Annotated in this window: 10 protein-coding genes and 1 pseudogene; 4 read left to right on the forward strand and 7 right to left on the reverse strand. The window is 55.8% G+C overall.

The window, feature by feature from the left end:
- Positions 1-17 precede the first annotated feature (17 nt).
- The 7 genes from AC2FLD_RS06535 to AC2FLD_RS06565 form a co-directional block, all read right to left on the reverse strand.
- Complete coding sequence (locus tag AC2FLD_RS06535; RefSeq protein ID WP_496668031.1) at positions 18-1064, reverse strand: LacI family transcriptional regulator; 1047 nt, start codon at positions 1062-1064, stop codon at positions 18-20.
- Complete coding sequence (locus tag AC2FLD_RS06540) at positions 1064-1813, reverse strand: sugar phosphate isomerase/epimerase family protein (RefSeq protein WP_496668032.1); 750 nt, start codon at positions 1811-1813, stop codon at positions 1064-1066. The genes AC2FLD_RS06535 and AC2FLD_RS06540 overlap by 1 nt, the downstream gene beginning before the upstream one ends.
- 80 nt (positions 1814-1893) lie before the next feature.
- On the reverse strand, positions 1894-2976 hold the full coding sequence (locus tag AC2FLD_RS06545; protein WP_496668033.1) for an ABC transporter ATP-binding protein: 1083 nt from the start codon (positions 2974-2976) through the stop codon (positions 1894-1896).
- Positions 2977-2979: 3 nt separating this feature from the next.
- A complete protein-coding gene (locus AC2FLD_RS06550; RefSeq protein ID WP_496726235.1) occupies positions 2980-4635 on the reverse strand; it encodes an alpha-amylase family glycosyl hydrolase in 1656 nt (551 codons plus the stop codon).
- 9 nt (positions 4636-4644) lie between these two features.
- Positions 4645-5793: a carbohydrate ABC transporter permease gene (locus AC2FLD_RS06555; RefSeq protein WP_496668034.1), complete on the reverse strand. Its 1149-nt coding sequence runs from the start codon at positions 5791-5793 to the stop codon at positions 4645-4647.
- A 3-nt stretch (positions 5794-5796) separates the two neighbouring features.
- Positions 5797-6804: a carbohydrate ABC transporter permease gene (locus AC2FLD_RS06560; RefSeq protein WP_496668035.1), complete on the reverse strand. Its 1008-nt coding sequence runs from the start codon at positions 6802-6804 to the stop codon at positions 5797-5799.
- Positions 6805-6859: 55 nt separating this feature from the next.
- Entirely contained in the window at positions 6860-8218 is a 1359-nt protein-coding gene (locus tag AC2FLD_RS06565; protein WP_496668036.1) for an ABC transporter substrate-binding protein, read from the reverse strand.
- Between the two features lie 219 nt (positions 8219-8437).
- Between AC2FLD_RS06565 and AC2FLD_RS06570 the strand changes: the two genes are divergently transcribed.
- From AC2FLD_RS06570 to AC2FLD_RS06585, 4 genes and pseudogenes are all read left to right on the forward strand, one after another.
- A complete protein-coding gene (locus AC2FLD_RS06570) occupies positions 8438-9475 on the forward strand; it encodes a LacI family DNA-binding transcriptional regulator (protein WP_496668037.1) in 1038 nt (345 codons plus the stop codon).
- A pseudogene (locus AC2FLD_RS06575) lies at positions 9472-10773 on the forward strand (GH1 family beta-glucosidase); the annotation flags it as partial. The gene AC2FLD_RS06570 and the pseudogene AC2FLD_RS06575, both read left to right, overlap by 4 nt.
- Positions 10750-11799, forward strand: coding sequence for a glucokinase (locus tag AC2FLD_RS06580; protein ID WP_496668382.1), 1050 nt, complete (start codon positions 10750-10752; stop codon positions 11797-11799). The pseudogene AC2FLD_RS06575 and the gene AC2FLD_RS06580, both read left to right, overlap by 24 nt.
- A gap of 39 nt (positions 11800-11838) precedes the next feature.
- The gene (locus AC2FLD_RS06585; RefSeq protein ID WP_496668038.1) at positions 11839-12765 is read left to right on the forward strand and encodes a carbohydrate kinase family protein; all 927 of its coding nucleotides are present in this window, start codon (positions 11839-11841) and stop codon (positions 12763-12765) included.
- Positions 12766-12774 lie beyond the last annotated feature (9 nt).

Below are 12774 nucleotides of genomic sequence, written 5' to 3' on the forward strand. Positions count from 1 at the left end.
GTTTCTCCTCTGTTGGTTTAGGTTATTCGCGCCCTACCGGACGCAGGCGTGTCAGGTTGCCGCTCGATCAATGTGGCCCTGATCTTCTTTTGAATCTCTTTCGGGTCGGCACCGCCCAGTGCTTTCAGCATGAATTCACCCAGCAGGCGGCTGGTTTCACCAATTGGCAGGTAATAGGTGCTGGGCGGAGGCACGAAATACTGGCTGAGTTTCAGGTCGTCGTTTGAAATGGCCACCACGTCCTGTCCCACTTTCACTCCTGTTTTGGCAGCAGCCGACAAGGCCCCAAGGGTCATCGCCTCGTTGGCGCAAATGATGGCGCTAGGCGGGTTTGGTGATTGCATAAGCGCGGTAAAGGCCAGTTGACCGGTTTTTGCGGTGGTCGGACCGGTGGCAATCAGCGCGGGGTCGAAGCTCAGCCCGCCCTCCGACAGAGCATCGGCATAGCCCTGGCGGCGTTGCTGGGCATAGATCAGGTCATCTGGTGGGTTGATCAACGCGATCCGGCGATGGCCAAGTCTGATCAATCGGGCCGTTGCTTCCGACGCCGCAGCCTGACTATCGAGGTCCACATAGGCGTGTGGCTGATCGCTGTCACTCATGCCGTATGTGACGAAGGGAAACCCCTCAACCTGCAAATATGCGATACGTGGGTCGTTCACACGGGTGCCCGAAAAGATCACGCCATCAGCCAACCCCTCTTGGACAATCGATCGTAGAGTCTCTAGCGCGGCATCACCGTCGCTTATGCTGAAAACACTAAGCTGATAGCGCGACCCTTGAACCGCTTTTGAAACCCCGGCCAGAATGCGCGTGAATTCCACGCCTTCCCATTCTTCAGCGGCATCTTCCGACACGCATACCAGCACCGCGATACGATAAGATTTATTGGTGCGCAGCTTCAGCCCATCGAGGTTCACACGATAGCCCAGAGCAGCTGCAGCCTTGTGAATCTCGTCTCGTGTTTCTTGTTTCACTGATGGGGCGTCACGCAAGGCGTTCGAGACCGTTCCAACGGAGTATCCCGTCTTCCTGGCAATCGATTTGATCGTTGCCCGCGCCATCAGGTGACCCCGGTCAGGCGTTCGGTCAGGAACATCCGCCCCGTGTTCAACGTGCGCCTGCGATCTGAACTTTCGTCATGTTCGATAAACAGATCGGCACACTTGCTGTCCGCGAGGGCCTTCAATGTAGCGTCCCAATCTACGACGCCCTCCCCCAGATCGCGCCAGCGCTCGTCACCTGTCCCACCTTTGGGATCTACGTCCTTTGCGTGGATCGACAGGATGCGATCCGCGTGGCGGGTGATTGCTGCTGCTGGGTCCAGGCCGGTCGCTTGCAGCCATCCGATGTCAGGCTGCCAATAGATATTCCTTTGCGCAAGTATTTGGTCCAGAGGCGTTTCACCAGAGCTACCCGCCAAATCAAAATCGTGATTGTGATAGGCCAGACGGATGCCGTGTTCGCCCAGCCGATCTGCCCATTCAGCCAACCGGCCCGACACTGCCATCCATCCCCGGGCAGTGTCGGGCCGCGCCCGGGGCGCCAGCCAAGGCATGACGGCCACCTGGCATTCCAGAAGCCTCAGAACTTCGACAATCTCGTCGAAACGAGTGTCGAACTCTTCCCAGTCAAAATGTGCAGACCGAACGTTAAGACCTGATTGATGAATGGTGCCCGCCATCTGCTGCGGGCTTAGCTCGTGCAGACCAGTTGTTTCGATATCTGTAAATCCGCAAGCGGCAACCAGACGCAGCTGATCTGTCAGATCACCGCATTGCCGCACCGTATAGAGCTGGGCTGAAACTCTCATTCCCCACCATTGAAACGTTTCAATTATGGTGGATTACGAGCTGTAGCGTTGTCAAGCGTTGCGTTGAACGCCCCTTACTCTCACTTTCGCATCGAAAAACCGTTGTGGAACAAGTGTATTTTTTCCGGGGCTGCGGTCACGGAAACTGTCTGTCCACGCATGTTCTTTTGAACTCCGGGCAGTTTGGCAATCGGACCTTCAGCGTCCTTAGTTTTTTCAAAGTACAACAGTGTGACCTCGCCCAAAGCCTCGGTGAAATCGACCGTTCCGGTCAGGATCGCGGTATCGTCTGTCATGACAAAATCTTCGGGGCGAACCCCGATTTTGACCTTCTTGCCCTGATCACTGTCTTCAGTCGGGACCGCAGAAATGGCGGTGCCGCCTGAGGCAAGCTCCACAGTTGTTGTTGCCCCCGTCCCCGTGATCGTGCCGGGAAGAAGGTTCATCGACGGCGAGCCAATGAATTGGGCCACAAACTCATTATCGGGCGTCTCATACAACTCAAGCGGCGAGCCAACCTGCGCGATACCTTTATCGGCCAAGACTACGATACGGCTGGCCAGTGTCATCGCCTCGACCTGATCGTGGGTGACGTAGATCATGGTGCTGTCCGGCATGGCCTCTTTCAGGCGCGCGATTTCGATCCGTGTCGCCACCCGAAGGGCGGCGTCAAGGTTCGACAGAGGTTCATCAAACAGATACACCTTTGGATCGCGCACAATTGCACGGCCGATTGCAACGCGTTGTCGCTGACCGCCGGACAACGCTTTGGGCAAACGGTCGAGAAAGGGCTCCAGTTGCAGAATCTGGGCCGCTCGCTCTACCGCGGCATCTATTTCACCCGCAGGCATCTTGGCGATTTTCAGGGCAAAGGCCATGTTCTCGCGCACGGTCATGTGGGGATACAAGGCGTAGCTTTGGAACACCATCGCGATGCCGCGCTGTGCGGGCGGAACATCGTTCATGACCTGCCCTTCGATCTCCAGCGTCCCGCCAGTGATCTTCTCCAACCCTGCGATCATCCGAAGCAAGGTGGACTTCCCACATCCGGAAGGACCGACAAAAACGATCAGTTCGCCCTGTTTAATGTCGAGATTGATGTTCTTCAGAACGTCAACAGGACCATAGGATTTCGCGACATCTGTTAGGTTGAGTTCAGACATGCCTTACCCCTTTTTCCGAATCATCAGGGAGAACTGCGAAGCCGTCAGAGTGATTGTATGTCCACCTTCAATGCCACCCAGTTCCTGACCAATGGTCTGCCAACTGCCGTCTGGTACCGTCACTTCGGTGGTGTCTGAACCGAGGTTGAACGCACAGAAAATTTCCTCGGAACTGTCTTCACGCAGGAAAGTCAAAACCGGGCCAATTTCATTCATTTCGGACAGACGACCTGATGATAGAGCCGGGTGTGCATGACGCAGCGCGATGGCGCGGCGATAGTGGTTCAGCATTGACTGCGGGTCCGCCTCGGCCCGGTCTACTGCATGTTCGGCCTGCTGGGCGCTGACCGGTAGCCAGGGTTCTGCGGTGCTGAACCCCGATTGTTCATCCTGAACTGCCCAAACCATCGGTGTGCGGCAACCGTCGCGGCCTTTGAACTCGGGCCAGAACTCGATGCCGTAGGGGTCTTGCAGCTTCTCAAACGGCACTTCTGCTTCGCGCAGGCCCAGTTCTTCGCCCTGATACAAACAGGCAGAGCCGCGCAGGCACATCATCAGAACCGCGTGCTGTCGGGTCGCCGCATCATCCAAATTCCAGCGTGAGGCGTGGCGTTGCACATCGTGGTTCGAAAACGCCCAACAGGGCCATGCATCACCCGCCTTGGTCTGTAACTGGTCAAAGACATGCTTTGTATAACTGGCTGTCAGCGCACGTTTCTCGAGGAACTCGAATGCATAGCACATATGCATCCGCTTATCGCCCGAGGTGTATTCACCCATGATCTCGAGCCCACGCTGTGCATCGCCGACCTCTCCCAGACAAGCACGACCTTCGTATTCGTCCGTCAGCGCCCGCAGGCGCTCAAGGAATGGGATATTCTCGGGCTGGCTTTTCGAGAACAGGTGATCCTGATGGTTGTAAGGGTTGACCGCAGGTGCGATCGAGGCATTCCGCTGATCCATCGGCAAGGCCGGGTTGTCGCGCAGTTCTTTGTCGTGGAAGTAAAAGTTGATGGTATCCAGCCGAAAGCCGTCGACGCCCAGATCCAGCCAGAACCGCGCCACGTCCAGCAACGCATCCTGAACATCCGGGCAATGGAAATTCAGATCCGGCTGCGATGTCAGGAAGTTATGCAGATAGTATTGCAGGCGTCGGGCATCCCATTGCCACGCCGAGCCGCCAAAGATCGAAAGCCAGTTGTTTGGTGGTGTTCCGTCCGACTTAGGATCTGCCCAGACATACCAGTCGGATTTCGGGTTTTCACGGCTGCTGCGGCTTTCGCTAAACCACGGGTGCTGGTCTGACGTGTGCGACAGAACCAGATCGATCATGATCTTCAAGCCTTTGGCATGGGCCTGATCCAGAAGCTCTTTGAAGTCCTCGAGCGACCCAAACATGGGATCGACATCGCGATAATCGCTGACGTCGTAGCCGAAATCCTTCATTGGCGACTTGAAAAACGGTGAGATCCAGATCGCATCGACGCCCAGAGACGCAATATAGTCCAATCGCGCGGTGATGCCCTTCAGATCGCCGATTCCGTCGCCGTTGCTGTCCTGAAAGCTGCGCGGGTAGATCTGATAGATCACCCCTCCATGCCACCAATCCGAAGACAGTTTCGTTGCTTTGCTGCGTTCAAGGTTGTTGTGCACGTTCATTAGACGCCTCTATTTGACTGATCCGGCCAGAAGGCCCCGGACCAGGTATTTTTGCATTGCGAAAAAAACGACCAGCGGCACAAAGATCGAGACAAAGGCAGCGGTCGCAAGGATTTCCCAGTTACCGCCACGCGTACCCAAAAGCTCGACGATGCGGTTGGTCATCACGGTTGTCTGGCCTGTTGCGTCGATCAGGAAAACCTTGGCAACCAGAAGGTCGTTCCATGTCCACAGAAACTGGAAGATCGCGAACGACGCCAGCGCCGGGAAACTGAGTGGCAGGATGAGTTTGGTGAAAATCTGGAACTCGGTGGCGCCATCCACGCGGGCGTTCTCGATCAGATCACGCGGCAATCCGGCCATATAGTTGCGAAGAAGGTAAATCGCCAAGGGCATCCCGAACCCGGTATGTGCCAGCCAGACGCCCAGATAGCCTTTGCCGATCCCGATGTTCAGGTGAAACTTCAGCAAGGGAATCAAGGCTAGTTGCAGTGGAACCACCAAGAGGCCGACAACCGCCGCGATCAACAATGCCCGACCGGGAAAATCCATCCACGCCAGCGCATAGGCCGCAAAGGCGGCCACCAGAATAGGGATGATCGTTGCCGGGATGGTCACAGTTAGCGTGTTGAAAAAGGCCTTGGCCATGCTGTCCGTACTGCTCTGATCCAGAAGAACTTTCTGGTAATTGCCCAAGGTGAACTCGGGGGGCAACTCGGCTGTCACAAAGATGCGCGCACCGCGGTTTCCGGTGAACTCTTCGGTGTTTTCCATCCGGTAATTGCCAACCGCATCCACGGTGATCGTGCCGCCCTTCCGAAGTTCGGCCGTTTCGCCGGGTTCAAAAGCATCCACATCACGCGAGCTGATACCCCATCTGGAAATTTTGGCTTGCTCATCCGCGCTGAACAGCGCGCCCTCAATCACATACACTTCGTTTTCAAGCACCTGTGTTTCAGGCGCAGCGCTGCGAAGCGTCAGGTTCTGCTCGGACGGAAACAGCGATCTCCACCAACCGCTGGATGAAATCTGATCTGCGGTTCGAAAGGATGATACCAGCAGACCCAAGGTTGGAATGACCCAAAGCACGACAAGAAAGATGACCGAAAGGTGTACAACCCATCTGAGCGCCGGTTTGGTTCCTGCAATATCGCTCATGGCCTACTCCATTTCCTTGCGCGCGTTGCGCACGTTCCAGACAAGAATCGGAGCAACCAGCAGCATGATCACCATGGCCGAGGCTGACCCGACGCCCCAGTCGTTGGCCCGGAAGAGCTTGTCGTACATGTAGTTGGCCAGCACCTGCGTTTCCCACTGGCCATTGGTCATGGCAAAGACGATGTCGAAGACCTTGAGCACGGTGATTGTGATCGTCGTCCAAACAACAAGGATTGTTGTCTTGATCTGGGGTACTTTGATCTTGAAGAATATCTGAAACGGATTTGCGCCGTCCAGAATAGCGGCTTCGATGGTTTCTTCGGGAATGCCTCGCAATGCTGCAGAAAGGATGACCATCGCAAAACCGGTCTGAATCCAGACCAAAACGATCATCAGGAAAAAGCTGTTCCAGAACGGGACCGTCAGCCATGTTTGCGGCTCGGCCCCTCCGAAGAAGATATAGAGCGCGTTCAGGATCCCGATCTGGTCCTGTTCTGCGGGGCGCGCATCATAGACCAGTTTCCAGATCACCGAGGCACCAACGAAAGATATCGCCATAGGCATGAAGATCAGAGACTTGGCGAAATTGCCCCAACGGATGCGATCAGTCAGTTGCGCCACAAGAAGACCAAAACCCGTGGACATGGCGGGCACAACGATTAGCCAGAACATGTTGTTGCGCATGGCTTCCCAAAACTTCGGCTCTGCCACCATCTGAGAATAATTGTCCAAGCCGACCCATTTGTATCCGCCGCCGGGCACGCGCTCCGTGAGTGACAGGCGCAGTGTTTCAACCACTGGATAGGCCAGATACAGCCCCAGCGCAGCAAGCGCCGGGAACAGGAACAACCATGGGCGGATCACGTTGGCCCGGTTTATGTTGCGGCCCGCGTTTGGCCCACGCGGTGGGAACAGGACTGTGTCCAGAAACTGATTGGAGAGATAGAAATAGCCCACGCAACCCGACACGCCGATGGCGATCGTCAGCAGGCCTTGAAGTGCCGGTGTCATGGTGCGCTCATCCGTTTGGCAAGCGGGGCGATCCTAAGACCGCCCCAGGCGTTGATCACTTGGCTGCATCCCAGGAAGACTGGATTTCGCTGGCCACGGTGGCTGCATCTTTCGCACCCGACGAATAATCGACCATCCCGGTCCAGAAGGTGCCCGCCCCGACCGTGCCGGGCATCAGGTCAGAGCCGTCAAACCGGAATGTTGTTGCGTTGGTCAGGATTTCGCCCTGCCCGCGCTGGGTGTCATTTGAATAGTTTTCGGGGTTCGCACCCAGGTGAGGTGTCAGGAAGCCGTCTTGTGCCATCATGATCTCATGCGCGAAGGGCGTCTTGAGGAACTCCATGAACGCTTCGGACGCAGGGTTCGGGTTGGTGACGGTGAACAGCGTCCCCGCCCCCAGTACCGGTGTTCCCAGATCCTTTTCGGCATAAGCCGGGAAATAGAAGAAATCCGCGTCTGCACCCAGTTCGGTTCCCTCAGGGAAATACGCAGGGATAAACGACGCCTGGCGGTGCATCATGCAGGCTGGCGGGCTGTCGAACAGACCTTTAGGACTGTCGCGGAAGTCGATCGCGGCAGTATCATTTGCGTTGCCTACGACATAATCGTCATTGCGAGTAAAGCTGCCATATTCTTCGATTGCAGCGATCACCTTTGGATCATCGAACTTCATCTCGTTCGATACCCATTGGTCATAAATTTCCGGGGGTTGGGTACGCAGCATCAGGTCTTCAACCCAGTCGGTTGCAGGCCATCCGGTTGCGCCACCCGAGGCCAGGCCAACGCAGAGCGGGGTTTCGCCATCTTCGACCATCTGATCCATCAGAGCTTTGAACTCTTCCATGGTCTGCGGCACTTCGTATCCGAAATCTTCAAAGTTCTCTGGTATGTACCAAACCAGAGATTTCACGTTCACGTTGAAGAAGAAGCCATAGAAACCGTCTGTTCCTTCGGCGTTTTCGAATGTCCCCAAGTCAACCCAGGACTGACCAGCAGCAAAGTTGTCTTTGATCCAGTCCGCCGACCCTTCTGCCAACGGTGTCAGATAACCTTGCTTTGCAAGATTTGCCGCAAGACCGGGTTGCGGGAACACCGTTAGGTTTGGTGCCGAACCTGCCGCAGCATCGATAAGGATTTGCTGTTCCAGCGAGTCTGAGCCCACATAGCTGGAACTTGCGCCGGTTGCTTTGTCAAAATACGCAACGAGGTTCTCAAAGGATTTCCCTTCACCCGCCAACCAAGGGCCGAAAATCGTCAGACTTTCACCGGATAGGTCCGTCGCATCGGCAAAGGCCTGAAACCCTTCCCAATCAAAACTGCCCTCCCCTACGGCGTGGATCAATTCACCCTCAGCCTGAACAGACCCAGCCATCAGGGCAAACATCGCCGCACCTGCGTAAAGCGAGTGTTTCATCTAATTCTCCTCCCAAGTTTTCACGCGCTTGCAGACTCAGTTTCAAAGCGCTTTGGATGCGATGTGTTATCCGCTAACAATTTCACTCTGTCAATGAATTGCTTTCTCGACCCAGCAGTATTAATAAATATTGCCATCGCAGCAAAACAAGTTGACGGGCACTTAAATTGCCCACACAACAAGTGTGAGTACGCAATTGAAGGCGCTTTGAATAGCATAATGAACCTAAAGCAGCTCTCGGAAATCTTAGGTCTTTCGCAAACAACGGTGAGCCGTGCGCTGAACGGCTTTCCCGAGGTCAGCGAAGGAACGCGCGTGCGTGTGCAAGCCGCCGCGCAAAAACATGGGTACAGACCCAACAGCAGGGCTAAGGGGCTGGCGACTGGTCGGTCCATGGTGATCGGACACGTGATTCCCAGTTCTTCGCAGCATGAAATGGTTAACCCCATCTTTGGAGATTTTGTCGCCGGAGCTTCAAAGAAATATGCCGAATACGGGTACGACATGATGTTCACCAACGCTGACGATACCTCGATCGAGGATGCCTATCGCAGCCTTTTTCAGCGTGGGGCCGTTGATGGCGTCGTGCTGCAAGGTCCTAAAGTGAACGAAGCTCGGATTGCAGTTCTTAAACGTATGAGCGTGCCGTTCATTGTGCATGGGCGTTCAACGGGCACGGATACGCCTTATGACTGGATAGATGTAAACAACAAAAGCTCGTTTTTGAGGGCGACGCGGTTTTTGATTGATCTTGGACATCGAAGGATTGCCCTTATCAACGGGTTGGAGGAGATGGATTTTGCACAGCGTAGACGCGCGGGGTATCTGGAGGCGCTAGAGCAAGCTGGAATAGCCGCTGACCCCGACCTGATGCGTAGCGCCGAGATGACCGAGGTTTTCGGACATCGGGAAACGCACGGCATGTTGCAACTTGATGATCCGCCGACAGCCATTCTGGCATCTTCCATGATATCCGCCATTGGGGTCAGGCGTGCGCTGGATGAAGCGGGGTTGAAGATGGGGCAGGATGTTTCTGTTATCGCCCATGATGACGACTTGTCTTATCTGAAGAACGGGCAAGACGTTCCAATTTTCACCGCAACACGCTCTTCCGTCCGGCAAGCGGGGGAAATGGCGGCTGAGATGCTGATTGAACGGATCAAATCCCCGTCTGCTCCGACCAACACCAGACTGCTGGAGGCCGAACTGGTGGTCGGCCGCTCGACCGGCCCTGTCCCCAACAGGACGTCGAAATGAAACACTCTCGCGCTGACTTTCCCAAAGATTTCCTTTTCGGAGTCGCTACCTCAGCTTATCAGATCGAAGGTCATGCACAGGGGGGTGCTGGGCAAACCCATTGGGATACGTTTGCCGCCTCACCAGACAACGTGGTGCGCGGGGAAAACGGCGATCTGGCCTGTGACCATCTGCATCGGTTTGAACAGGATTTCGATCTGGTGCGCGAGGTGGGGTTTGACTGTTATCGGTTTTCCACCAGTTGGGCACGCGTCATGCCCGAAGGTCGCGGACAGATCAATCAGGCGGGCATGGACTACTACGACCGTCTTGCAGACGCGTTGCTGGCCCGCGGAATCCGACCTTGCGTGACGCTGTATCACTGGGAACTGCCTTCGGCTCTGGCGGATCTGGGCGGTTGGTGCAACCGCGACATTGCTGGATGGTTCGCAGATTTTACCGAGATCATCATGGGCCGCATCGGTGACAGGATGTACAGCGCGGCCCCGATCAATGAGCCATGGTGTGTCAGCTGGCTAAGCCATTTCGAGGGTCATCATGCCCCCGGGCTTCGCGATATTCGCGCCACGGCCCGCGCGATGCACCACGTGTTGCTGGCTCATGGACGGGCCATTCAGGCCATGCGCAGCCTTGGTATGAGCAACTTGGGCGCAGTGTTCAACCTGGAATGGGCAGAACCAGCAGATGACAGCGTCGCAGCGCAGCACGCAGCGGACCAGTATGATGCGATCTACAATCGGTTTTTTCTTGGCGGTGTTTTCAAGAAAGAATACCCTCAGCTGGTGCTGGATGGTTTAGAGCCGCACTTGCCGTCTGGATGGCACGATGATTTTGGCACGATTGGCGCGCCGGTCGATTGGTGTGGATTGAACTACTACACGCGAAAGTTGATTGCCGCGAACGATGACGCATGGCCCAGTTTGACGGATGTTCCGGGTCCTTTGCCAAAAACGCAGATGGGTTGGGAAATCGACCCTTCTGCCCTGACCCGTTTTCTGGTTCGAACACAGAAGGACTATACGGGCGCGCTGCCAATCTATATCACCGAAAATGGTATGGCCAGCGCAGAGCGTGGGCAGGATAAGGACCGTATCGATTATCTCGACACGCATCTGGCAGCCGTGCAAAACGCTCTGGCGCAAGATGTTCCCGTGAAGGGCTATTTCGTCTGGTCTCTGCTGGATAACTATGAATGGGCCTTCGGGTACGAGAAAAGGTTTGGACTGGTGGACGTGGATTTTGAAACTCTGGAAAGAACCCCCAAAGCTTCGTTCATGGCACTGAAATCTGCCTTGTCCTATGGGCAGAACGTCTCTCAGCCGTTAGCGCAACCATTGGGTTCCGTGCATGAGCACTGGAACCTTGTTGCGGATATTGGTGGTACGAATACCCGTCTGGGGGTAGTGACAAATGGCGATTTGACAGGGCTGCGCAAGCATCCAACGGGAACTTTAAAAGATTTGCTGAACGCCTTTCACGATCTGCGTGATGAAGTAGGTACAAATCCGCAGGCAGTTGTGGCCGCTGGCGCCGGTCCTGTTCGGAATGGCGTCATACGTTTGACAAATGCTAATCTGGATTTGTCCGAGACCGAACTGGCTCGGGCTACCGGTGCGGAACAAACGTTTGTCATCAACGACTTTACGGCTGCGGCATGGTCGGTCTCTGACGTGACACAGGATGATGTCTCGGTTTTGCAAGGAGAGGCAAATCCACCTATCGGCACGCGATTGGTGGTCGGTCCCGGAACGGGGCTCGGCGTCGGGGCGCTGCTGTATTCAGAAGGACATTATCATACAGTGTCCGGCGAAGGTGGTCACGTCGGCCTTTATCCCCGCCACCGCGACGAGGTTGAGATTTTTGAAGCCGCGCGTCGCATAGCGCCCGCGTGTTTCTTTGGAGACAGCCTCGCCCTGGAGGCGGAAATGTTCCTGAGCGGAACGGGCTTACCAATCTTGTATCAGGCCGTTGGAATGGCGGCAGGGCACGCTCAGTTCCCGGCGCAAGCTGCAAAGAACATCTTGCAGGACGCGCGAGATGCTTCCGATCCTATCGCAGTGAAAACGGCGCAGATGTTCACCACTCATCTGGGTGCACTGATGGGCGATATGGCCGTCACCTTGATGCCTTCGGGCGGTGTGTTTCTTGTCGGTGGCGTTGCCGAGAAAAACCGCTGGCTTTTTGGACAGGACTTCATGGAAGCCTTCAATGGAGGTGGGCGTTTCAGTGAACTGCGCCAGTCTTTGAACCTCTACGTTTCTGAACAAGCTGAGTTTGGTATTATCGGGGCCAACAATTTCTGCAAGAACGCCCTGAAACGCTAGGCGAAAAACTTCTTCGACAAACCGGGAAAGGACCGTGGAATGATCTTGTGTTGCGGCGAGGCTCTGATCGACATGATTGCCGAGCCAACAGCTTCGGGGGCGCAAGGTTTCGTGCCGCACACCGGAGGTGCGATCCTGAACACCGCGGTGGCCATGGGGCGATTGGGTGTGCCCGTTGGAATGCTGACCGGAATGTCCAGCGATATGTTTGGTAAGCAACTGACCGACGCGCTAAATGCAAGCCACGTAGATACATCGCACATGGTCGTCTCGGATAGACCCACGACGCTTGCCTTCGTTCAGCTTACGGACGGGCACGCAACCTACAATTTTGTCGATGAAAACACGGCCGGGCGCATGTTGCTTCCCGAAGATATGCCGGATCAGCTTCCGGCTGTCACAACCTTGTATCTTGGGGGGATCAGCCTAGCGTGCGAGCCCTGTGCCGATGCCTACGCGTCATTGCTGAACCAGCACGGAGGCGATCGGGCAGTGATGCTGGACCCCAATATCCGTCCGGGTTTCATCGCAGATCAAACCCGGTATCGAACACGCCTGAACCGGATGATCGCCCAATCGGATATCGTCAAAGTATCGGACGAGGATCTGGACTGGATCATTCCCGGCAGTGAACCCGAAGCGGCAAAGGCCGCCTTGCTGTTGCAGACCGGACCATCGGCCCTGATCGTGACCCGGGGCCGCGACGGCGCGAACGGATATTTGGCGGATGGGTCACAGGTATCCGTGCCAGTGAAACCGGTGCAGGTCGTCGATACAATCGGTGCCGGAGATACGTTCAATGCAGGCGTGTTGACCGAACTCCACCGAGCGGGTCATCTGACAAAACCGGGGGTGCGAAACCTGACCCCCGACGCTTTGCGCGCGGCAATGGCCTTGGGCGCTGAGGTTGCAGCTGTAACCGTTTCCCGTGCCGGGGCAGAGCCGCCTTGGGCACATGAGCTTTGATCATTGAGG

It is taken from the genome of Ruegeria sp. CDSA021 (genome assembly GCF_059612325.1).